Source organism: Pseudoalteromonas sp. XMcav11-Q (assembly GCF_040104525.1).
In the GTDB taxonomy this organism is placed as follows: domain Bacteria; phylum Pseudomonadota; class Gammaproteobacteria; order Enterobacterales; family Alteromonadaceae; genus Pseudoalteromonas.
This window is the reverse complement of sequence record NZ_JBECOX010000004.1, coordinates 225407-248226: the sequence shown is the minus strand read 5'-3', so window position 1 is coordinate 248226 and position 22820 is coordinate 225407. Positions and strand designations below refer to the sequence as shown.

Genomic DNA, 22820 nt, shown 5'->3' with positions numbered 1-22820 from the left:
GCACTTTTATCTTCAGTTGCACCTTTTAAACTAGAATAGGTCTAGTGCAACTTAACAGTTAGAACACCGATTGATTGAGGAATATGAAAGATGAAATCAATTAAGTTAAAGAAAAGCGCAATCGCTATCGTAACGTCACTCCAATTATTTGGGCTTAGTCAGCTTGCAACTGCGAATACCGACGTCCCAGAAATCTCACCAATTATGTATGATACACTTCAAGGTGATATTGAAGGTTCACCGTTGTTTATAGATGTTGGCTCGAATGACTTCCTACTTACTCAGGAGCAATGGCACACAATTCAAGTTTTTGCTGAGTCAGCTGTTAGCTTACCTAATAACGAAGCTGCCTTTAGAAGTGCGACGCGATATCCAGCAGATACGCCTCTAAATAACGACTACATTGCACTAATGACAACCTTTGAATCAATCAATGCGTCGGGTCAGAATTGGAATCATAAGCTTTATCCTAGCATCATTGACCTTGCGACAAAATTAGCGAATTACTCCGATACCCATGTATTGCTAATTCAACCATTTATCGATGAACTAACAAAGCTACATAACGCGTCGCTAAGCGGAAATTTGCAAGCTGCTGAGCAAAGCAGACAAGTAGCAATTTCATTTCTAAACACCTTCATGAATTTTGTTGATGGTAATCTAACAAAAACCCAAACAGTGGTAGATCAACTTGTTGCCTTCCAGGGAGATTTAACTACGCACTCTGGACAATTAAATACACTAGAAGGCACTTTTGAGGACATTTTAAATAAAGACCAGCCAGCTAACATACGTGACCGAATTAGCACATTACAACGACGACTCAACGATCTGAATGATGAAAAGAGTGATTTGAAAACAGGCATTGGCTTAAGTAGTCTTGGCGGCGTACTTGGGTTAATCATTGGCGGTAGTATCCAAGGTGCTCAGTTAGAGGAAGTAAAGAGCGAGATTAATAAAGTAGAATCTCAAATTGAGACGGCGAATAAAGAACTCGCTCACGCGATGAGTCTTGCGGCCTCTTATCAAATTGCCAAAGGGCAAGTGGAAGGCATGAATGAAAAAATTGAAACTGCGCTGAGTAATGTACGCAAAGTTCAAGTGCACTGGCAGTCTTTGTATGGAGATATGCAATCTCTTCGAGATGTATTGACCCAATTAGACAGTGAAAATGCATTACGTAATGCCAATGTGATTGTTGCAGGGATCGTTTCTTCACCTCTTGCTAGCAATGCCAGCAACTCATGGAAAGACATTGCAGACAAAGCAAGGACGTTTCTACAAAACGCCTACCTGCCTACATCACAGCAGTAAACATCAATAAGTTTGAATTTTTAGCATCATAAATCAACAGCTATTGAGCGATCTACTCTCATAGAGCGCTCAATAGGTTGGTGTTTTATGTTGCAACAAGGAGTTACTATGAAACCAACTTTACTCAGCCTGTTGATTGGCTGCGCTTTTTCGAGCCAAGCTGCGACTTGGAATGAGCTATATAATCTTGAGCTAAGTCAAAACCTACCGAGCGTTACGACTTCAAATCAACAACAGATAGACACACAAAATTATTTGGTCTCGGCCTTACATGTCAATTTGAATGACGTGCTTACTAGTGCAAGAGATCATAATACTATCGTCATTGCTGCTGACACGGTGGAAATCGACCGAAACATGATTTTCGATGCGCCAAACAAACGAATTTTTATCGTCGCACGTAAAATAATGGGTAATGGTACGGTGAGTATCAATGTAGACACCCAAAATGCTCAAGCATCAACATTGGTATTTATGGCTGATAAAGTTGAGGCCAATATCAATATAATCACAGCTCATTCGCCAAGCGATGGTGAAATTGAACGCTTTAGTATTGCACCGGATTCGTTTGGTACGCTATATCAGGTAATACAAGGCAATAAGTTTGCAACGCCTGTTTCGCCAGCGTTAACGTCACTCATCTCTGTGCATAAAGAGTACTTTTTAGATGCATTTGAAAAGTCATTCGATATGGCGGCTTCTATCTATGATCAAAATCCAGCGTTAAGTATCGAGATGTTGAGCTGGCCTGAATCTATTTTAAACGCAGCTCATGATGTTAGAGAATCTTCCGTTCAAGCAAAGAATTTTTACTTGCAGCTTGCTAACTTTAAACAGTTTTTGTCGTACGCAACACTTAACAAAAACTATGTGCCTAGCCTATCCCGCGACTTTTATGAGTTAACGATTAAAGCATATATTGAAGCGATGGAAGCATATCAGGATAGCTATAGTAATTTTCAGCAACAAGGTCGAAGTTTAGAAAACAAACGCCAAGATCTCACTTTAATGCAGGATAACCTATTCGACGTTGCATCTGCTGAGCAACGAATTATCTCTCGCTCTGTAGAGCAACTGACGAGCTTGGTAAAGACACTTGATGAACAAAAAGCAGCATTCAGCGGACAAGAAAATAATGTCTTCTATTCTGGGGTCGAGTTTCAACAAGGAATTTTGGACTACAAACTAGATAAAATCACTGAAATTGGGCTTAAAGTACTTGAAACCGTAATTAGTGCGGGCACTGCATTTGCGGGTGCTGCGGGGGGAGATACCAGTGGCTTGAAAGACTTAGTTGCGAGCTTGCCCGCCACAATCCAAGAGATCAATGAGTTAAAAACCAAAATTGATGATATCGCGTCATTAATGGATAAAGTACAAACGGTTAGCGGCCAGTTAAACGTGTTATCACAAAAAACCGCTGATCCGTTTTCTAGTAGTGAGCTTGCACAAGAGTTCAATCGCCTTAATTCACTCATTCCGACCAAAGAAGAGGCAAATCGAATTTGGGACGAATTTTTAATAACTGCTAAGGCACAAATGAAAAAGGCCATAGATGAAGACATTGATGGTGCAAGTGACTACCTTGTTGCTATCGAAAAGTTGATTAATCATGGCAAGGCAATAGTTGCTGTAGAGATTGATATTGCCCAGGAGCAATCTAGACAGATAGATTTGCGCATCACCGCTGATGCAAAACTTAAACAGATCAATCGTATAGATGCATTTTTACAAAATAATCAAAACAGTCTAGATGAAATTCAGGACATGGAGGAACAGCTATTCCGGACTTTGAATAATCTAAAACGGCCGATATTTGTTGCACTAACAAACTATCAGGCGGCATTTAGCTACTGGTCTCTTGATGACACCATAGTGACACCAAGCCTTAATCAAAGTTATCAAGAATACCGTCACGACTTAGCTTTACTACGTGAACAAGAGGCCGCGTCATTATTGCGTTTTAACCCTCGACCTCAAGATTTTATGCTCACCATAGAAGAGTTAGATGCGCCGCAGCAATTGCTGGATTTTGCGCAAGACGGTGAAATGAGCTTTACGCTGTCGTTGGAAGATATTGATTTTTCCCAGTTTGATCGAGTTAGATTAGACGAGGTCAATGTTGTACTAGAAGGTTCGGGGTTAAATGAGAACCAGCGCTATGATATCGAAGTAAGATCTAGTGGTTCATATCAAGATAGGTTTAAAGGGCAATCCTATCAATTTAGTGCAGAGTCGTTATACCGATTGGTAAGTTACGAGCTGTTAGATAGTGAAACGACGCGCATAGATCCAATCACCAGTGGTGCAATCGCAAACGATTATGCGATTAATTACTTTAAACCAACTCCGTTTACCACTTGGTCAATTAAGCTGAAAAATCCACAGCTTTATGACTTAAGTAAAGTGACGAATATCAAAGTGTCGTTTAAAGGAAATGCGATCCCCAAACAATAGTGTAGCACTTGCACTTTAGCTTAGTAGGAGCCACTTCAGGTGGCGATCTTTAATAAAAGCTCGCAGGATTAACCTGCTCCTATTTTAGTGTGGCTTGAATATTTGCTAAACAAGATTGCCTTTCGTAGGAGCCACTTCACGTGGCGATCTTTTAACAAAAGCTCGCAGGATTAACCTGCTCCTACTCTGGTGAGGCTTGAATATTTGCTAAATAAGATTGCCTTTCGTAGGAGCCACTTCAGGTGGCGATCTTTAACAAAAGCTCGCAGGATTAACCTGCTCCTATTTTAGTGTGGCTTGAATATTTGCTAAACCAGATTGCTTTTTTCGTAGGAGCCACTTCAGGTGGCGATCTTTTAGCAAAATTCCTCCGGATGAGCCGCCACCTACTCTACAACTTGAGCCTTCAATAAAGATCTGTTATCTAGATAGCCACTAAAACGGGTTGCTAATAAGGCTGCAGCGCTGATAAGTGCCCCTACCCAAGCGGTGTCCTGCAGCGACATATTTTCAACAATTTGGCCACCTAAGACAGAACCGAGCGCAATTCCAACGTTGAAGGCAGCGATATTCAACCCCGATGCGACATCCACCGTTTTTGGACTAAACTTTTCGGCTAGCTGTACAACATAGACCTGAAGACCAGGTACATTTCCAAAAGCAAATGCTCCCCACACTAGTACTGTTATCACCACGCCGATTTTCGACTGCATGGTAAATGTCAACACAGCCAAAATGACCGAGAGTAACGCGAAGATGATGGTCAGAGCGCTTATCGGCCCTTTTTTATCTGCTAATTTTCCGCCATAGATATTGCCAACTGCAACAGATACGCCATAAACTAGCATAATAATACTGACTGTAGCGGCGTTAAAACCAGCTTCCTGTTGTAAAATTGGCGCAAGATAGGTGAATGCCGTAAAGGTTCCACCGTAGCCGAGTATGGTCATAAGATAGACGAGCAGTAATCTGGGTTGCAATAATACCTTTGCCTGCTCAGATAGATTGGCAGATGCGCTTTGCTTTAGGTTCTTTGGAATTAATAATGCACTTCCCAAGAGAGCGATAACACCTAAAGCAGAAACTACTAGAAAAGTGGCTCGCCAGCCAAACTGTTGGCCAATCCAAGTACCCAAGGGGACACCTGTTACGAGCGCAACGGTCAGTCCCGTGAACATAATGGCTATGGCACTTGCCTCTTTGTCTTTTGAGACCAAGCTAGTTGCAATCGTAGAGCCAATCGAGAAGAACACACCATGAGCGAGTCCTGTCATGATCCTCGCTAAAATGAGGCTTTCATAACTTGGCGCTTGCCACGCAAGCAGATTGCCAAAGACAAATAGTGCCATCAAACTAAGTAATACAGATTTCCTATTCCATCGCCCTGTCAGTGCGGTTAAAACGGGCGCACCAACAGCAACGCCAATGGCATATAAACTCACCAGTAAACCTGCACTTGGCAGCGAAACTGATAAATCGGAAGCAATGGTCGGTACTAAACCAACAATGACAAATTCGGTGGTACCAATGGCAAATGCGCTTAATGTCAGCGCCAGTAATGCAAGCGGCATAAATAACCTTTTTAACGTGATAAGCAATAAGTTGGTGTAGTGTGAAAGCTTTTTTATTTGCAAAAAATAGCGAAAATGACAAAATACTTTTGTAGAAAATGAAAAGGAATACACATGACCGTTAGCTCAAAAACCGAAGATCTAGAAGCTTTTATCTGTGTTGTCGATACTGGGAGTTTTTCCGCTGCAGCAAATCTGATGGACGAACAAGTTGCAAAGGTTTCAAGAGCAGTAACTCGACTGGAAAAGTCCCTGTGTGTAACCCTATTCAATCGAACGACTCGACGGATAGAGTTAACCGAAGAAGGAGAGCTATTTTTACGCTATGCGCGGCAGGCACTCAATACCATTGAGCAAGGTGAAGAGGCGTTAAAGCTGTTACGATTTTCGCCAGCTGGTAAATTAAGAGTGGATGCTGCAAGTCCTTTCGTTTTTCACCAGCTTACGCCTATATTAAAAGGTTTTAATGAGGCCTTTCCCGATATTACTTTGGAAATAACAAGTCATGACAGCATCATCGATTTGCTGGAGCATAAAACCGATATCGCAATACGAATTGGTGACTTGGCTGACTCCAATCTTCATGCGCGTTTGTTAGGTCGCAGTAAACTTCATCTTGTAGCAAGCCCTGACTATTTAAGTAAATTTGTAGGTAATGAACCACTGATTGATCTTCCACATCATAACTTGATAGGTTTTACCGATGCCCCACATCTCAACGTCTGGCCTTTACAAAATCCGCAACAGCTCAAGTTTTCTATTAGCGCATCCAGTGGCGAGACCGTGAGGCAATTATGTATTGCTGGCCATGGCATTGCACTGCTATCTAACTTTATGGTGAGGCAAGATATAAAAGCCGGAAGACTTGTTGAAGTTTTTACCGAGCAAATTATTTCGCCAAATCGCAGAGAAGCAGTACAAGCCGTGTATTATCAAAATAGTGGTGTATCCTCTCGGATTTCGGCATTTCTAGACTACATTGCGCCTAGGCTCACGCTATAGTTTTTTCATTTTTTACAAATATATTTTGTATTTATTGCTGTTAATGAAAATATTTTAAATCGTTAAGCTTCTCATAGTGAAAATAAACATTGAGGAGGCCAAATGGCTGATTTATTTGAGTCGATTAACTTAGCAGGTAAAACACTGAGCAATCGTATAGTGATGCCGCCTATGACCCGCTCGCGGGCAAGTCAACCCGGGGATATCCCTAACAGTTTGATGGCAACCTATTACGCACAACGTGCAACGGCTGGTTTAATTATTAGTGAAGGGACACAAATATCGCAACTCGGTAAGGGGTATGCTTGGACACCGGGGATCTATTCAGACGCCCAAGTTGCTGGCTGGAAACAAGTCACAAAACAAGTGCATGATGCAGGCGGTGTTATGTTTGCGCAGCTTTGGCATGTTGGGCGAGTATCGCACCAAAGTAATACCGCTGGGCTTCAGCCGATTTCAGCTTCAGCAATTCAAGCTCAGGGTGTGAAAGTTTTCATCGATGAAAATGACTCCCCTGATTTTATTCAAGCTCAAACACCTAGAGCAATGACCCAAGCAGACATCAATAATGTTATTAACGAATATCGACACGCTGCACGTAACGCGATGCAAGCAGGATTTGATGGAATTGAACTGCATGCAGCGAATGGTTATTTGATTAATCAATTTTTAGACTCTCACTCAAATCAAAGGACTGATGGCTATGGTGGCTCTGTTGATAACCGCATTCGCTTTTTGCGTGAGGTCGTGACGGCGGTGAGTGAAGAAATTGGCAGTGACAAAGTGGGTGTTAGACTTGCGCCGCTTACTACCTTAAATGGTACAGTAGATGAAAACCCTGAGCAGACATACCTCGCGGCAATTAAACAGCTAACTGCGCTCAACGTATGCTATGTGCACATCGCAGAAGCGGATTGGGAAGACGCGCCAGATATGCCTCTGAATTTTAAATACGCAATTAGAGAGGCATTTAATGGCGTATTAATCTATGCCGGAAAGTATACGAAAGGGCGCGCCCAACAAGCTCTTAATGAAGGTTGGGCTGATATGATTGGGTTTGGTCGTCCTTTTATCTCAAACCCTGATTTGCCCTACAGGCTGGCAAATGACTTGCTCTTAAATGAACATCAGTCTGAGACATTATTTGGTGGCGGTGAACAAGGTTATACTGATTACCAAACTCACGCCTCAAATCCAATTAACGTAAAATAGGCTAAAAGTTAGCTTTCAATCTGCGTATGAATTATTTAATGCGTACGCAGCCCCAATAATGACCATTTTAAGGTGAGCACAATGTAGCTAACTTTTGTGCTTGTTTCTCCTGAATTACCGCTAATGATAGTTTATGTAAATGTATATAGATTGGAGTTTGGTCTAAAAATAGATAATAATGTTGGCAAATTAAAGGAACTTAATACACTATACTTCAGAAAATGAAAAATATAATTCTATTTGCCACTGCACTGCTCTGCACCATCTCTGCTAACGCCCAGTTACCCGTAGAGAGTTACGCACAACTACCTAATATGAGTAAAGTTTCACTCTCACCCAGTGGTAAGGCCGTTGCGTATTTACAAAATTATGAAGGAAACCTTGTTCTTACTGTTCATGACCTAAAAACGCATAAAAAAAATTATATCCTGCAAACTGATAATAAAACGATAGCACTTGGTTGGTACGATTGGGCCAGTGATGACATGCTCTTATTTGGTGCGAATTACACCAAAGTGCAGCGAGGTGTAAAATACACCTCATCTCGTTTATTTAAATTTGATTTAAAAAATCCTACGGATGAATTAGTTCAAATCAACCGTGCTTATCGCTATGAAATTTCGGCACAATTTCAAGATGACGTGATTAGCATACTGCCAGAACAACCAAACAAGATATTGGTTCAAACTGACTTTGATATGGCAAACAAGCCGAGCGTTTATATCTTAGATATAGCTAAAGATAGACGCGAGAAAGTTGTTCGAGCAAGAAGAAAAATATCTAGCTGGATAGCCGATCAACAAGGCAATGTAAGAATGGGTTATGGGTTTGAAGGGATCACTGCCTATTATATGCTCTATGATAATGAGACGAAGGATTTAACCGATTTCTATACCTTTCAGGCTCGTGGCCCGGAAGCTATCCATATTCTTGGATTTGATAAAGACCCAAATATTATTTACCTCACCGCACTTCATAATGGTAAAAATGCGCTGTTTAAAGCAGACATTACTAAACGCCCGCTTTTACCTCAGCTTATTTTCTCCGATCCAGACTATGATTTTGATGGCAGTATCATTTATTCACACGACGGCAGAGCCATAGGCTTCAGCCATTCCAACCTTGATAACTCGAGAATTTACTGGGACGAAGACCGCAAACGCCTTCAACGCTCACTTAAAGCGGCATTACCAAACTACGACACCGTTGTTATAAGTATGAGCGCGGATAATAAAAAATACATAGCGTACGGCGATTCAGACCAAGACTCCGGTACATATCTGATTGGTGACAGAGAAACCAGCTCTTTGGCAGGGTTAGGACGTTTATATCCGGATATTACCGGTGACAATTATTTGGGCAAACGAAGGGTATCGTTTAAAGCGCGTGACGGCCTAGAAGTTGAGGGTTACTTAACCCTACCTAAAGCATTCGATGCGGCTGCTCCAACAATCATCTTTCCACACGGTGGACCATACTCTCGCGACTACGCTGGCTTTGATTACTGGTCTGAACTATTGGCAAGCAGAGGCTTTGTGGTTTTCCAACCTAACTTTAGAGGCTCTTTTGGTTATGGTTTTGACTTCTTTAATGAAGCAAATCAAGGTTGGGGAGGAAAGATGCAAGATGACTTACAAGATGCGGCAAACTGGTTGATTTCAGAAAAGTATGCACTCAAAAATAAAATTTGTATAGGTGGTGCAAGTTACGGCGGCTATGCGGCACTAATGGCTGTGGTAAAACATCCTGAAACGTTTCAATGTGCAGCAAGTTTTGCCGGTGTTACAGACTTAGAATCGATAGTCAGTCGTGCGCGCTTTTTCACAAACAAAGAGCTTGTTCGTGACCAATTTGGACAAGATATTGATAAACTAAAAGCACAATCTCCTGTTAACTACGCTAAGCAGATTAGCCGCCCCGTGTTACTTATTCATGGTGATGACGATAAAGTCGTGCCTGTGAATCATAGTCGTGACATGGCAGATGAACTTGAAGATCATGACAAGAAGTTCAAATACGTAGAGCTCGAGGATGGCAATCACCATCTGAGTTATCAAGCACATAGAGTGAAGACGCTTACTGAGTTTTTAGCTTTTTTCGAAAAACATCTTAAGTAACCTGAGGTTTGGATAAGGAATGTTCCAACTTATTGTTGCTAAGCCACAACTTAGTTTTTTCCTTGTCTAGCCAGCAAGTTTTAAGGAAAACACCGCTTCTGCGTCCTGCTCTCGCTAAGGTACCTACATCCTGTAGGCAAGGCGAATTTACGCACCAATAGCTGGCTATTGGAAGTGAATTCAACGAAGTTAGCGCTAAAACTGGCTGCTAGAAAGGCATTAATTATCCGCAGCTCAGGTTAAGTAGCAAAGCGCCGCAATTAGCGGCGCTTTTTATTGAGAGAGCGACTTCTTCTGCCACAGAGTTGATGTATGATAGGGGCTAACATAAAGGAGAATTATTGTGCAGCTCGTTAAATTATTCGCCATGGCATTGATGCCTATGCTCAGTGTATTTCAGGCCTCGGCAGCGTCATTTTTAGTCTTTGGTGATATGCCCTATACGGAGATAGACAGAGGCATGTTGATGCCAAATGGTGCTCTGCACGAAAAGGTAAATGATATACAGCATGATTTTATGGTGCACGTAGGTGATATGAAATCCGGTGCTGAGCCCTGTACAGATCAACTGCTTAAGGATAATTATGCCCTGATCTCAAATGTAAGTAGTCAACCTTTTGTATTCACTCCCGGAGACAATGATTGGACTGACTGTGACCGTGAAACCCTGAACCCTAGGTTTGATGAATTAGAGAGATTGGATTTCATCCGTAAACACTTTGCGGTGCAAATACCTGAGCTACCGGCCTTTAAACGCCAGCAAACAGTACCAGAAAATCAATCTTGGATAGTGGATGATGTGCAGTTTTTAACCTTGCATGTACCAGGCACCAACAATGGTCGCAGACAAATCTTATTATCCGATAAAAAAGTAGTGTACGAAGAATCTCATCGTCGTGATGTAGAGAATATTAAGTGGTTGGACAGCTTGTTGACGCCAAACCATAAAGCCGCGGTGATATTTCTACAAGCCGACCTATATCAAAAAGAGAAGCATTCAGGACGTTGTGATAAACACTCGAAAGCTCAGTGCGATGGCTATCAATTATATCGAGAGACACTTGCAGAGTATGCAGCTCAACTCAGTTATCCGTTGCTGTTGATACATGGAGATACGGGAGAGTTTTGCTTTTCTGAACAGTCAAAAAATTTATGGCGTCTTAACGCCCCTGGCGACTTTCAATATTTAGATATTGCAAAGGTTAAAGTTAAGGGAGGTAAAAAGAAGCCGTTTAAGGTAACACCGCTTCTTTCGCAAGATAAAATAGCTAAATGCAAGGGGCTGTAAAGCCCCTTTACACACTTTTTACGCAGCTGTACATGAAGCGTAGCGCGAATAGCTTGCCGTAACTACAGTATAAGCTCGCGCTGTTTATTGTGGCTTTCAAACTGCTCTTGCTTGACTGTATTGACAAAATGCCACTCACTTTCCACCTTCTCTTTTGTGAAATTAAGCGTTAAATAACCACGCTGATGAATATTGGCATATTCAAGGTCATCGACTAGTAATTGCAATGCCTCAGCGAATTGTAGCGCCTGCTCATCGCCTAATTGCAAGTAATACTCAAGCCCTGGAGAGCTGACTGAAGCTGTCGCATATTCTTGACCACAAACGGCTCCGCTTGCATCGCAGAGCTTACCTGACCAGGCGTTGTGCGTATCTCCAGCAACGACTACTAAGTTTTTATTGGCCGCTTTTGCTGTTTGTAAAATTACTTCACGTTCAATCGGATAGCCGTCCCATGCATCCAAATTATATGGTGCGGTATACGTGACTCGCGCTTTTTCTTGTGCAGACAATGTTGAGTCACCAGCAAGCAGCCTGCCCTTTATTTGAGCAAGCTCTGTTAATTGCGTCGGCATTTGTGCGGAAGGGTTGGCAAGAGACATGAGCAGCTCGACTGGGATCATCATTTTAGTCATCAATACTTGTTGCCCTAAAACTTGCCATTTCGCTGTTGAATTTTTCAAATTATCGGTGAGCCAAGTCAATTGGTTAGCGCCTAAAAGCTGTTGCGAAGGCGCGGTGAGATCCGCCTGAAATCCGGCAAAATCCACTTGTCCTGTCGTGGGGTCAATGTAATTTTGATAGTCGAGTGCTTTAGCTCGGCTCTCGTGACGAGTATCTAGCATATAAAGTGATAACAAGTCGCCAAATTCAAATTTACGATAGAGGCTCTCAAGTTGATCCTTAACCATCGGACGCACAGGCATCCATTCATAGTAGGCTTGCAGTGCAGCAAGTTTGCGGGCAGCGTACTCCCCTTCTCCCTCGTTATGGTTTTCAGCGCCATCCATGTATGAGTCATTGCATACTTCATGGTCGTCCCATACCGCAATAAATGGCGTACTGGCGTGGAGAGCTTGCAGACCAAGGTCCGTACGATATTTTGCATAGCGACGACGATAATCATTTAATGTAATAATCTCGCTCGCATTATCTGCATCCAGCCCTCGCCCCATGGCGTCGGCATTTTCAGTGGCGTACCCACCCATACCATATTCGTATATGTAATCACCTAAGTGTAACACCGCGTCTAAATCGCTGCGTTTTGCAGCCTCTGCATAAACATGAAAGTAACCTGCCGGATAATTTGCACAAGACATGACGGCAAGTTTTACCTGAGTTACATCGTTGAGGGGCAAGGTTTTGCATTTACCTATGGGTGAATGCGTTTCCTTAGTGACGAAGCGATAAAAGTAGCGGCTATTTGCAGCAAGGCCATTAAGATCTACTTTAACGGTGTAATCGTTTTTTGCTAATGCGGCAAGCTGGTGGCTTTGTAGTAAGACACCAAAATCTTCAGATTCTGATACTTGTAGAGTGACATCCACACTGTTAGGTGTGCCTTCAGGAGTGACTCGCGTCCATAATATAATGCTATCAGCCAAAGGATCGCCACTTGCGACACCATGGTTAAATGCGACAGCAAAATCATTGCTTGCAACCGCTTTACTATCACTGCTGCCGCAACCTACTAACGAGACGCTAATTGTCGCTGCGCCAACGCCCATTAATGCACTTTTAATAAAATCTCGACGGGTAAAACTTGCCATTATTATTGTTCCTTAACTGCAAAATGCGCCATATAGGGCGCACTTATCTACTACTTGAAGAAACTAGCTTAGTTAAGCATTATTACAATTTAACGATTGGTCTTAATTAGTGCGGGTTTGGAACAACGCGATTTCTGCCACTGCTTTTAGCTTCTAGTAACATCGTATCTGCACGACGAATAATGCTCTCGACGCCAGACTCACCTGCGCCAAATTCAGCAACCCCAAATGAGCTGGTAATATCGACCTCTTCACCGACCGCAATTTGAAATGATGCCTGCTCTATCATAATGCGTGCCCGCTCGGCGACTAAGATTGCCCCCTCTAAGCCAGTATTAGGGAGTACCAGAGCAAATTCCTCTCCACCTAGCCGAGCTATTAAATCCGTGTCTCGTAACATGTCAGAGAGTCGCGAGCTCACGTGAACCAGCACTAGGTCTCCCGTTTCATGGCCAAATTGCTCGTTAATTGCACGGAAATTATCGAGGTCGGTCAGTATCACACTAAATGGTGTTCTGTAACGTTCATATAACCTAATTTGACTGTCAATTTTATCGCTTAACTGCCTACGACTGGCGACGCCCGTTAATGGGTCAGTTTTAGTAATAAAATCGAGCTCTTTACGTAAGTGATCGAGTTCGCTATGCATCGCTTTTGTTGTGGTAATGTTATCTCCGTAGATAACAAAGGCATCATTCTGCAGCGAAAAACATCGTAATCTGAAGAACTCACCACTTAAGGTATCAATTTCAATTTCTGGATAGTCTAATTCACAGCCGTTGCTTAAGGCTAAAAACCATTCCGTGAGTTCATCCCCGTCGATTCTGTCATCAAACGTATCGTCTGTTTGTGGGTCGAAGATATTACTCAGTGTGCGTCCTGTTATGTGAGACGAGGGTTGTCCAATTAGCTTCGCCATTGCTTTATTGCAAAATTCAAGAACCGACTTGCTGCTAACAATAGCAACTGCATCGTCACTTTTATTGAGCACTTCACTCAGTAGGGATTGTAAATGGTTAGCGTTAGACATAATTCAATTCCGTTAGGCTTTTTGTTATTTTAAATCAATCGGGAAGATTTATCTTAGATCTCGCGCAAATCACACAAAAAAGACATTTTGATTTCGTTATCTACATCAATTGGTTCTAATTTAGCACCAATCATATTCCATTTCACTTATGTTTAATGCAACAAATGAAACGTATAGTTACCTCCATACACAAAGGAGGAACTATGTTAAAACCAACGCAACTCGCAACGATTATTTCTGCTTTGCTATTGCTAAGTGCATGTGGCGAAGCTGAGCAGGCAAGCAGTCAAACTCCGCCTCTTCAACCAATTGATGTAGCACCAACACCGCAAATTAGCATTGCTGATTGGCACACCTATACAACACGCCTTTCTTCTCCAAACGAAGTCGCACTTCGCGCTCGGGTCACAGGAGTTATCGGCTCGGTAAACTTCAAAGAAGGAGATACGGTGCACCAAGGCGATGTTTTATTTGAGCTGGACGATAGAACTTTCTTGGCTGAGGTTGCCAGTCTTGCCGCACAAGTGAAACGTGCCGAAGCGGCCCTTTCGCAAGCAAAAAGTGAGTCAGCGCGTGCGCTTCGATTAAGCAAGCAAAAAGCGATTTCAACCGAAGAAGTCGATGCCCGTGTTTCGCTTACCGCACAGCGTGAAGCCGAACTAGATGCGCTTCGCGCTTCATTTAAAGCAGCTCAACTAAACTTAGAGTTTAGCAAGATCACAGCACCAATCAGCGGCAAAATTTCATTTGCTGAGGTCACTCAAGGTAACACCATTAGAGCAAACGACACCTTGCTTACGACGATAGTCGCAACCGATAAGATGTATGCGTATTTTGATATCGACGAGCGAACTTGGAATAGCCAGTTTGCATCAGTGACGGAAGGTGAGCCGCTTCCTGTGAAATTACAGTTATTGGGCCGTGAGTCACAGCCAGTCATGGGTGAGCTAGACTTTATTGACAACGCCATTGATGACCACTCCGGAACCCTAAAAGTACGCGCTTCTTTTGATAACCATAGTGGACAATTACGACCTGGCTCGTTTGCGCGAGTGAGTCTTTCATCCGGTGAGCAAAACGATCGAGTATTAATTCCAGACCGCGCAGTGGGTACGGATCTTAAAAATCGCTTTGTTCTTGTCGTCAACGACGCGAATACACTTGAATATCGTCTGATCACACTCGGTAATCGCTATGGCGAATTTCGTGCAGTTGAATCGGGTTTAGCCGCAGGAGAGCGTATCGCGGTAAATGGCCCAGCGCGTGTAGGCCCTGGCATGCCGATAAGCCCAAACTCAGTGACGCTTACCTTGCCAGATAACATCGCCACAGAAGTGGTTGCGATGACGCCAAACGATTCTTCACAAGGATTAAACTAATAATGAAATTTTCCCATTTTTTCATTAAACGGCCTATTTTTGCGGCGATGATGTCGCTTGTGATATTAATCGCAGGAGCCATTTCCCTTTTTCAGCTTCCCGTTAGTGAGTATCCAGAGGTGGTACCGCCGACGGTTGTGGTATCTGCAACTTACCCCGGTGCAAACCCAAAAGTCATTGCTGAAACCGTTGCAACGCCACTTGAGCAAGAGATCAATGGTGTTGAGAACATGCTGTATATGTTTTCTCAAGCAACCAGTGATGGTCGTTTAACGCTTACCGTGACTTTTGCACTTGGTACTGACTTGGACCGCGCCCAAGTTCAAGTACAAAACCGTGTAAATAGCGCTATTCCAAGATTACCGCAAGAAGTACAACGTTTAGGGGTTGTGGCTGAGAAGGCGTCACCAGATCTCACTATGGTGGTGCACTTGGTATCGCCAAGCGGCTCACATGATACAAGCTACCTCTCTAACTATGCCGATATTTATGTCAAAGATCAGATAGCGCGCTTGCCGGGAGTTGGTGATGTGAAGCTATTCGGCGGCGGTAAATACGCCTTGCGGATATGGCTAAACCCCGAGCAATTGGCTGAAAGAAACTTAACCGCAAGCGATGTGGTTCGAGCAATCCAACAACAAAACCGCCAAGTAGCAGCTGGCTCTTTGGGTGCTCAACCCACAACGAATGAAAATCAATTCCAAATTCTGTTAAACGTTAAAGGGCGTTTGGTAGATACCAGTGAATTTGACAATATTATTGTCAGCGTATCGAACGATGGCGCGATCACTAGACTCAAAGATATTGGTCGTGTTGAGCTTGGACAAGATAACTACGCGTTAAGAGCTTTGCTAGATGGAAACGAAGCGGTGGCAATGCCGATTTTCCAGCGTCCTGGTTCTAATGCGATAGAGCTGTCGGATCAGGTGCGTGAAACCATGAAAGAGTTATCGACACGTTTTCCTGAAGGGGTTGAGTACGATATTGTTTATGATCCGACAATTTTTGTTCGTGGCTCAATCGATGCGGTAATTTCAACATTATTAGAAGCCATCGTACTTGTGGTATTAGTCGTTATCTTATTCTTGCAAACATGGCGCGCTTCGATTATTCCGCTGGTAGCGGTGCCTGTATCGTTAGTTGGTACTTTTGCTGCAATGCAGTGGCTTGGTGTTTCTATCAATACTTTGTCGTTGTTTGGTTTGGTACTAGCAATCGGTATCGTGGTTGATGATGCCATTGTCGTGGTTGAAAACGTTGAGCGTAATATTGAAAACGGTCTTGCGCCCTTCGAGGCAACTAAACAAGCGATGTCAGAGGTGACAGGCCCTATTATAGCGATTGCGTTGGTGCTTTGTGCAGTGTTTATTCCAACTGCATTTATTACCGGGTTGTCAGGCCAGTTTTACAAACAGTTTGCCCTCACGATCACAATTTCGACGCTGATCTCGGCATTTAACTCATTAACATTATCACCAGCGCTAGCTGCACTACTATTAAAGCCGCACGGTGCTAAACCAGACAAACTCACAGTGGTGTTAGATAAATTGTTTGGTCAGTGGCTATTCAAACCGTTTAATCGCTTTTTTGATAAGGCAGCTCACGGCTATGTTGGACTGGTAAAAAAACTTATTAGACTGAGCACCATTGTGTTGGTGGTTTATTTAGGGTTAATTTTTGCTACCACTAAGTTGTTTAGCACCATCCCTGGTGGCTTTATTCCACAACAGGACAAACAGTATCTTGTTGCGATTGCCCAACTGCCAGACGCTGCGAGTTTGGATAGAACAGAAGCCGTTGTACGTGAGATGGAACAAATTGCACTACAGACTCCAGGCGTTTTACATTCCGTGTCTTTCCCTGGGCTTTCAGTAAATGGTTTTACAAACAGCCCAAATAGCGGGATTGTATTTGTTGCCCTAGATAAATTTGAAAATCGCACATCGCCAGAGTTGTATGCGTCTTCAATCGCTGCGCAGCTTAATCAGAAGTTTGCCATCATAGATGAAGCGTTTGTCGCGGTTTTCCCACCGCCACCAATACAAGGGTTAGGCACCACAGGTGGATTTAAACTGCAAATTGAAGATAGAGCAAACCTTGGCTTTGAGAAGCTATTCTCTGACTTACAAGCAGTGATCGCAAAAGCGCAGCAGCAACCGGAGCTAATGGGACTGTACTCAAGCTTTAGGATCCAAGTACCACAAATGGACATTGATATCGACCGTGAGCAAGCAATGGTACAAGGCGTACCGCTCGAGGAAGTGTTTAATGCATTACAGATCTATTTAGGTTCAATGTACGTCAATGACTTTAACTTATTTGGTCGCACTTATCAGGTTACCGCTCAGGCTGACGCGAACTTTCGCTCAGATCCTGCACAAATTTTGTCTTACAAAGTAAGAAACAACTATGGTCAAATGGTGCCACTTGGCGCGGTACTCAAAGTCACGCCGACAACGGGACCTGATCGTGTTATGCACTATAACGGGTATCCTACCGCCGAGTTAAATGGCAGCCCTGCGCCCGGCTACTCTTCGGATCAAGCGCAAATGGCAATTGAAGCGGTGCTAAACGAAACGCTTAGCGAAGGCATGGCATTTGAGTGGACTGAAGTCACCTATCAGCAGAACCTCGCGGGTAACGTGATGGTGTATATCTTCCCACTGGTTGTACTCTTGGTGTTTATGGTTTTGGCATCGCAATACGAAAGCCTAAAGCTACCATTTGCAATCATCCTCATTGTGCCAATGACCATACTGTCAGCATTGGTAGGGGTGTGGCTAACTGGCGGCGATAATAATATCTTTACCCAAATTGCTCTTATCGTTTTGGTTGCTTTAGCGTGTAAAAACGCAATCCTAATGGTGGAATTTGCCAAAGAAGAGTATGAGCAAGGCAAGACTAATTTAGAGTCAATTATTGAGGCATGTAAACTACGTTTACGTCCTATTTTAATGACGTCGATTGCCTTCACCGCAGGGGTTGTACCTCTGGTACTTGCAACTGGTGCGGGTGCTGAAATGCGTGAAACCATGGGGATTGCAGTATTCTCAGGAATGATAGGGGTTACCTTATTTGGTCTATTGTTTACGCCTATTTTCTTTATGGCGATGACGAAGCGATTATACACGCCAAAAATACGTGAAGCGCAGAGTCCCCCCAATACCATTCCAGTAAAGGATTAATAACTTGTAATCATGTTTAAAGGCCCGTTGGGCCTTTTTTATGCTGCTTTTTATTGCCTTGTAACCACACTATTCACCTTAACTTCATCCGTTTACGCTAAATTATCAGATACCGTCTTTTTCTCGTCGGAGTCTGTTTATGAAATCTCAAATTGCCTTTGCTGTTTTAATTAGCGCTGTTCTCAGTGCATGTGGCGAGGACATCTCAAATCGTAAAATTGAGCTTAGTGAAACACTTAGCCGCTATCAATGTGATAATGATTCGGTGATAAAGGTTGACTACAACGACAGTGATAAGGCGACTGTCCATTTTAACGAACAGGTGGTTAAGATGAAGATTGCGCGCTCAGCCAGCGGTGCAAAATATCAAGGTGATGGGTTTGTGTGGTGGACAAAAAATGACGAAGGTATGTTGCTTAGACAGGAAGAAGATAAAAACAACCGCATCATCGCACGTTGCGAGATGCGGCCTAATGAAGCCTTAACAGTGAAGGCGCAATCAAACTGATTATAAATGCTCGTCGCAATAGGTAACGTCACTTATATAGAATTAGGATGTCTTATACCGACAACTTTTCAGGTGTAGCTAAAGTACTTTTTACAAACTCAATGGCAGCGCTTACATTAGGAAATAAAACTTGATCTAATGGCTCTGGCATGCCAATTTCTTTGCGCATTTTTTCAATCTGGCTTTTCGCAATTGCCGACTTCAACACATACGCAGCACTAACACAGCCTAACTGCAAACAGCGCTTTGCTGTGTTTACCAGTAACTTGTAGGCTTCTGGTGTCGCAGCTATGGCCTTTTCGGAATAACTCACGTAACCCCATGTCGAAGAATGGATCTCGGCTCGACATTGCTCTAATGCCCTAGAAAAATAATGGATCATAGACTCATTAATATTTCCTTCGAAACAGGCAAAGAGGATATTTTGCTCGGTCCAGAGGGTTACTTTCCCGCACCGAGTTTGATAACTATATTTTGACATTAATCCTTATCCGGCTCCTTTCAAAGTGCGGATTATACATCAGCACGACAAGGTTAAAAAAGAGTAATTGCTACTTTTTTAACCTAAATCGCATATTATGCTTATGGCTCAGCGAGTTGCTGTTTCGCTGCCTCAGATTCTTCTTTTAGGTAGTTATTAAATGACAAGCCTAAAAACTGCGGTAAAGTAGCGCTAATTGCCAAGGAAGACAAAGTACCAATGAGAATGCCACAACACAACGCCATGGCAAAACTATTAAGTCCCGCGCCGCCTAACCACCATATCGCTAACACTGTTGTGAGCGTCGTTAATGAGGTGATAAGCGTGCGGCTCATTGAATCCTTTATCGCTTGGTCTATGGTATTGCCCACGGGACTGTTTTTCCACTGCTCTTCGAACAAAAGCTCTCTAACTCTGTCACCAATCACAATCGAATCGTTGAGTGAGTAACCAATAATCGCCAGCAGCGCTGCAAGCACGGTTAAGTCAAATTCTACTTGCGTTATTGCAAACAAACCTAGCGTCACAATCACATCATGAAAAAGCGCGATACTTGCGGAGACCGCTAAGCGCCACTCAAATCTAAACGCCAAGTAAATCAATACACTAAGTAACGCGAATATACCAGCAAGGCCACCTTGCTCAATTAACTCATTACCCACCTGTGCACCAAGATAACTGGCGTCTAATACGCTTGCTTGCCATTGTGTTTCAATTCCTTCTATCCACTGTTTGACGTGTGTTTCATCGGTGGACTGAGGGGTTTGGAAAACTCGCCAGCTACCATCGTTTTGTAGAGAGATTCGCGCATCTTGAACACCAAGCTCAGCTAGCTTGTTTTGCATTTCTGTTTGGCTCGTTTGCTTGGGTAAATCGATAACCGTAACGTAACCGCCGGTAAAGTCTTGGCCTAATACAATGCCTTTTTGAGTGATGGCTATGAGACTTGCAAGGACAAGTAACAATCCAGAAATTAGCCCGACGAATCTTGCCTTTTGCGTTTTACTTGTCATTTTACTTTGCGCCTTTACGTGATTTTGAATAAAGAGATTCTGATAACATACCGGAGACGACCACACCGGCGAAAATACTGGTTACTATGCCCAGCGCCAAAGTGATCGCGAACCCTTTTACTGGTCCATAACCGATACCAAGTAGGATAAGAGCAGTTATCATCGTGGTTAAGTTGGCATCGATAATACTCGACATGGCTTGTTGATAACCTTGCTTTAATGCAGTAACCATCCCAATGCCTTTACGCCTTAATTCGCGAACTCGCTCAAAAATAATCACATTGGTGTCGACGGCCATACCGATAGTCAAAACTAGGCCCGCAATGCCGGGTAAGGTAAGCACAACACCAGGAAGCAGCGACATTAATCCAATCAGGCAAACTAAGTTTACCAGTAATGAGGTAATGGCCACTGCGCCTAGCTTGCGATACCATACTGCCATAAACAGCAAAGTTAGGCTTAGCCCTAACGCCAAAGCTTTAAAGCCGCTTTCAATATTCTTTTCGCCCAATGAAGGACCAATGGTTTGCTCTTTCACAATGGTGATTGGTGCGTCAAGAGAACCCGCCCGCAACAATAATGCTAACTCTTGCGCGCGTTCCATTGACTGCATATTGGTAATACTGAATCGGGTATTTAATACTTGTTGAATAGTGGCTACTGAAATTACCTCCGTTTTGCGCTTAATCTCTCCTTTTGGATCCGCGTAATATTCGCTGAATACGGTAGCCATTGGTTTACCAACATTGTTTCTAGAAAATCGGTTTATCTTTTCACCGCCTTGAGAAGATAAGAATAGTTGCACTAAAGGTTTTCCGTATTCGTCTCTTCCTGCTGTTGCGGACTCTATTTCATCCCCGCCAAAAATGGCAACTGGGTCGACTGAAACCAAAGCGCCAGATTTATCCTTTAATTTTTGACCTCCCATTTCTTGTAATGCATGAAATGAAAGCTTTGCTGTGGCGCCGATAATACGCTTGGCTTGTTCTGGGTCTTGCACGCCAGGTAATTCGATTCGTATATAATTAGTGCCTTGACGTTGCGTAACCGCTTCTGTGATCCCGAGTTCCTCAATACGCGAACGTAAAGTAGACAGCGCTTGGGTCATTAACTGCTTATCGAACTCTGCTTTTTTCGCTTCGGCAAAACGGAAATTAACTCTCGTTAAACTGCCTTGTTTATGAGTTGTACTGGTAAATTGTGGATAGAGTTCGCGCAGTGTCGCAGTAAGTGCTACGAGTTCATTTTGCCCTTGCGCTTTCGCTATGACCTCAACCTGCTCGCCACTGATAACTTGAGGAATAGATAGGTTACGATAACGATTTTTGATCCGTAGGCTATTGGCTTCGTCTGCGAGTGACTGCAGTTTATTTTGCGCCGCTTGCTCTGTGTCAACCTTGAGTACGAACAACACACCGCCGTCCAAGTCTAGTCCGAGCTTGATAGGTTTGAGTCCAGTGCTTTCTAACCACTGTGGCATCGTTGAAGCACTAACAACCTTAACACTTAGCTTGGAGTGAGACTCAGCCTCAGCCATATAAGCACGCGCTTCGGCGGTTAGCGTGCGGTTTTCAAGTTCAACCAAATAGCCACCTTGATGAGACTCGATTTGCTTGACTTTGAATCCCTCTCCTTCTAGCTGAGATTTAAGCTCAGGCAGCGACAGAGACACTACCTCGTTACTACTTGCTTGAATTTGAATCAAATTCTTATTGGGATACAAGTTTGGTAGTGCACAAAGGATCAACAAGAACACAATAAGCGCAGTAAAAAAGCGTTTTGCACGCGCGTTGGTACCACGAGAGGTTGATGGCTTCGTTGGCGAATTTATATCTTTCATATTTTTCTCATTATCTATCTGAGCGATACCGATTTGCTAACGAATACTGGTCATATAGACGTTAGGGGACTGGTATCAAAAACTACTATTTGGGTGCTTTATTGGTATAGATAATGATTAAGAGGCGAAGTTGAGACTGCCTTTGAAGGTTAAGTTTGCCGGCTTACAGTTGTCGATAAAGCCATTATTTGGCCGAGTATCACACATATACCAAGGCACAGGCTTAGGTCTATTGATGTCATAGACTGAGGCCGGTATATATTTTTCTGCTGCAAGCTCAAATACAAGCGCATATTCGGCTTGTTGTTTAGGATGTAGAAAATAACTAGGATGGCTAGTACGCTCGCGTTCCGGCAATAAGCCCTTTTCGTGATGCGTGGTTTCACCACTGAGCTTTATTGGACTTGTAGGGCTTGGCTTACTGGGTAACTGATTGGAGTCAGCGAGGCCCTTTTGGGTGATGTTTTCGAAGCTCGTGCTGTGCGTATCAGAAGTATGGGATAAGTGATTATCAGGCGTTCCTGTCGCGCACGCAGCAGCTACCCATAACAACATGAGTAATGACATAACGGCGAAAAGGTTAAAACGCTTCATGAAAACTGATTAAACAACTTATTAGATAAAATTACGAGATTGGGGCGATAGTAGCAAATT

At 43.2% G+C, this 22820-nt stretch carries 16 protein-coding genes; 9 read left to right on the top strand and 7 right to left on the bottom strand.

Features of this window, described 5'->3' with window-relative positions:
* The first annotated feature begins 90 nt into the window (after positions 1-90).
* Both ABMY45_RS08630 and ABMY45_RS08625 read left to right on the top strand, forming a co-directional pair.
* Entirely contained in the window at positions 91-1314 is a 1224-nt protein-coding gene (locus ABMY45_RS08630; RefSeq protein ID WP_010605431.1) for an alpha-xenorhabdolysin family binary toxin subunit A, read from the top strand.
* A gap of 108 nt (positions 1315-1422) precedes the next feature.
* Complete coding sequence (locus tag ABMY45_RS08625; RefSeq protein ID WP_349288765.1) at positions 1423-3771, top strand: hypothetical protein; 2349 nt, start codon at positions 1423-1425, stop codon at positions 3769-3771.
* 386 nt (positions 3772-4157) lie between these two features.
* On the opposite strand, the gene ABMY45_RS08620 is transcribed toward ABMY45_RS08625, so the two are convergent.
* The gene (locus tag ABMY45_RS08620; RefSeq protein ID WP_239421578.1) at positions 4158-5342 is read right to left on the bottom strand and encodes an MFS transporter; all 1185 of its coding nucleotides are present in this window, start codon (positions 5340-5342) and stop codon (positions 4158-4160) included.
* 114 nt (positions 5343-5456) lie between these two features.
* Between ABMY45_RS08620 and ABMY45_RS08615 the strand changes: the two genes are divergently transcribed.
* The 4 genes from ABMY45_RS08615 to ABMY45_RS08600 all read left to right on the top strand — a co-directional run bounded on the left by ABMY45_RS08615 (position 5457) and on the right by ABMY45_RS08600 (position 10961).
* Positions 5457-6344 (top strand): LysR substrate-binding domain-containing protein, encoded by an 888-nt coding sequence (locus tag ABMY45_RS08615; RefSeq protein ID WP_349288764.1) that lies wholly within the window; start codon positions 5457-5459, stop codon positions 6342-6344.
* Between the two features lie 102 nt (positions 6345-6446).
* Positions 6447-7556, top strand: coding sequence for an alkene reductase (locus tag ABMY45_RS08610; protein ID WP_239421577.1), 1110 nt, complete (start codon positions 6447-6449; stop codon positions 7554-7556).
* Between the two features lie 221 nt (positions 7557-7777).
* A complete protein-coding gene (locus ABMY45_RS08605; protein ID WP_349288763.1) occupies positions 7778-9673 on the top strand; it encodes a S9 family peptidase in 1896 nt (631 codons plus the stop codon).
* 343 nt (positions 9674-10016) lie between these two features.
* Positions 10017-10961 carry a hypothetical protein gene (locus ABMY45_RS08600; protein WP_349288762.1) on the top strand — a complete coding sequence of 315 codons (945 nt, stop codon included), beginning with the start codon at positions 10017-10019 and terminating at the stop codon, positions 10959-10961.
* A 62-nt stretch (positions 10962-11023) separates the two neighbouring features.
* On the opposite strand, the gene ABMY45_RS08595 is transcribed toward ABMY45_RS08600, so the two are convergent.
* Both ABMY45_RS08595 and ABMY45_RS08590 read right to left on the bottom strand, forming a co-directional pair.
* Positions 11024-12730 (bottom strand): alkaline phosphatase D family protein, encoded by a 1707-nt coding sequence (locus ABMY45_RS08595; RefSeq protein ID WP_349288761.1) that lies wholly within the window; start codon positions 12728-12730, stop codon positions 11024-11026.
* A gap of 106 nt (positions 12731-12836) precedes the next feature.
* Positions 12837-13760: a sensor domain-containing diguanylate cyclase gene (locus ABMY45_RS08590; protein WP_349288760.1), complete on the bottom strand. Its 924-nt coding sequence runs from the start codon at positions 13758-13760 to the stop codon at positions 12837-12839.
* 203 nt (positions 13761-13963) lie between these two features.
* Here ABMY45_RS08590 and ABMY45_RS08585 point away from each other — a divergent pair, with 203 nt between their 5' ends.
* The 3 genes from ABMY45_RS08585 (at position 13964) to ABMY45_RS08575 (ending at position 18832) form a co-directional block, all read left to right on the top strand.
* Positions 13964-15139 carry an efflux RND transporter periplasmic adaptor subunit gene (locus tag ABMY45_RS08585; RefSeq protein ID WP_235367330.1) on the top strand — a complete coding sequence of 392 codons (1176 nt, stop codon included), beginning with the start codon at positions 13964-13966 and terminating at the stop codon, positions 15137-15139.
* A 2-nt stretch (positions 15140-15141) separates the two neighbouring features.
* Entirely contained in the window at positions 15142-18324 is a 3183-nt protein-coding gene (locus ABMY45_RS08580) for a multidrug efflux RND transporter permease subunit (protein WP_349288759.1), read from the top strand.
* 139 nt (positions 18325-18463) lie between these two features.
* A complete protein-coding gene (locus tag ABMY45_RS08575) occupies positions 18464-18832 on the top strand; it encodes an MliC family protein (RefSeq protein ID WP_010605442.1) in 369 nt (122 codons plus the stop codon).
* Between the two features lie 52 nt (positions 18833-18884).
* Here the strand turns inward: ABMY45_RS08575 and ABMY45_RS08570 are convergent, their stop codons facing one another.
* From ABMY45_RS08570 to ABMY45_RS08555, 4 genes are all read right to left on the bottom strand, one after another.
* A complete protein-coding gene (locus ABMY45_RS08570) occupies positions 18885-19313 on the bottom strand; it encodes a hypothetical protein (protein ID WP_349195920.1) in 429 nt (142 codons plus the stop codon).
* A gap of 101 nt (positions 19314-19414) precedes the next feature.
* On the bottom strand, positions 19415-20326 hold the full coding sequence (gene secF / locus ABMY45_RS08565; protein ID WP_239421571.1) for a protein translocase subunit SecF: 912 nt from the start codon (positions 20324-20326) through the stop codon (positions 19415-19417).
* Between the two features lies 1 nt (position 20327).
* Positions 20328-22166, bottom strand: coding sequence for a protein translocase subunit SecD (gene secD / locus ABMY45_RS08560; RefSeq protein WP_349288758.1), 1839 nt, complete (start codon positions 22164-22166; stop codon positions 20328-20330).
* A gap of 117 nt (positions 22167-22283) precedes the next feature.
* Complete coding sequence (locus ABMY45_RS08555) at positions 22284-22760, bottom strand: hypothetical protein (protein WP_010605446.1); 477 nt, start codon at positions 22758-22760, stop codon at positions 22284-22286.
* Between the last annotated feature and the right edge of the window lie 60 nt (positions 22761-22820).

What these genes read in the sequence shown, in the direction of transcription:
- ABMY45_RS08575 (WP_010605442.1), top strand. Translation starts at nt 18,464, where the DNA reads ATGAAATCTCAAATTGCCTTTGCTGTTTTAATTAGCGCTGTTCTCAGT.
- ABMY45_RS08620 (WP_239421578.1), bottom strand. Translation starts at nt 5,342, where the DNA reads ATGCCGCTTGCATTACTGGCGCTGACATTAAGCGCATTTGCCATTGGT.
- ABMY45_RS08615 (WP_349288764.1), top strand. Translation starts at nt 5,457, where the DNA reads ATGACCGTTAGCTCAAAAACCGAAGATCTAGAAGCTTTTATCTGTGTT.
- ABMY45_RS08580 (WP_349288759.1), top strand. Translation starts at nt 15,142, where the DNA reads ATGAAATTTTCCCATTTTTTCATTAAACGGCCTATTTTTGCGGCGATG.
- ABMY45_RS08630 (WP_010605431.1), top strand. Translation starts at nt 91, where the DNA reads ATGAAATCAATTAAGTTAAAGAAAAGCGCAATCGCTATCGTAACGTCA.
- ABMY45_RS08555 (WP_010605446.1), bottom strand. Translation starts at nt 22,760, where the DNA reads ATGAAGCGTTTTAACCTTTTCGCCGTTATGTCATTACTCATGTTGTTA.
- secD (WP_349288758.1), bottom strand. Translation starts at nt 22,166, where the DNA reads ATGAAAGATATAAATTCGCCAACGAAGCCATCAACCTCTCGTGGTACC.
- ABMY45_RS08585 (WP_235367330.1), top strand. Translation starts at nt 13,964, where the DNA reads ATGTTAAAACCAACGCAACTCGCAACGATTATTTCTGCTTTGCTATTG.
- ABMY45_RS08625 (WP_349288765.1), top strand. Translation starts at nt 1,423, where the DNA reads ATGAAACCAACTTTACTCAGCCTGTTGATTGGCTGCGCTTTTTCGAGC.
- ABMY45_RS08595 (WP_349288761.1), bottom strand. Translation starts at nt 12,730, where the DNA reads ATGGCAAGTTTTACCCGTCGAGATTTTATTAAAAGTGCATTAATGGGC.
- secF (WP_239421571.1), bottom strand. Translation starts at nt 20,326, where the DNA reads ATGACAAGTAAAACGCAAAAGGCAAGATTCGTCGGGCTAATTTCTGGA.
- ABMY45_RS08590 (WP_349288760.1), bottom strand. Translation starts at nt 13,760, where the DNA reads ATGTCTAACGCTAACCATTTACAATCCCTACTGAGTGAAGTGCTCAAT.
- ABMY45_RS08605 (WP_349288763.1), top strand. Translation starts at nt 7,778, where the DNA reads ATGAAAAATATAATTCTATTTGCCACTGCACTGCTCTGCACCATCTCT.
- ABMY45_RS08570 (WP_349195920.1), bottom strand. Translation starts at nt 19,313, where the DNA reads ATGTCAAAATATAGTTATCAAACTCGGTGCGGGAAAGTAACCCTCTGG.
- ABMY45_RS08610 (WP_239421577.1), top strand. Translation starts at nt 6,447, where the DNA reads ATGGCTGATTTATTTGAGTCGATTAACTTAGCAGGTAAAACACTGAGC.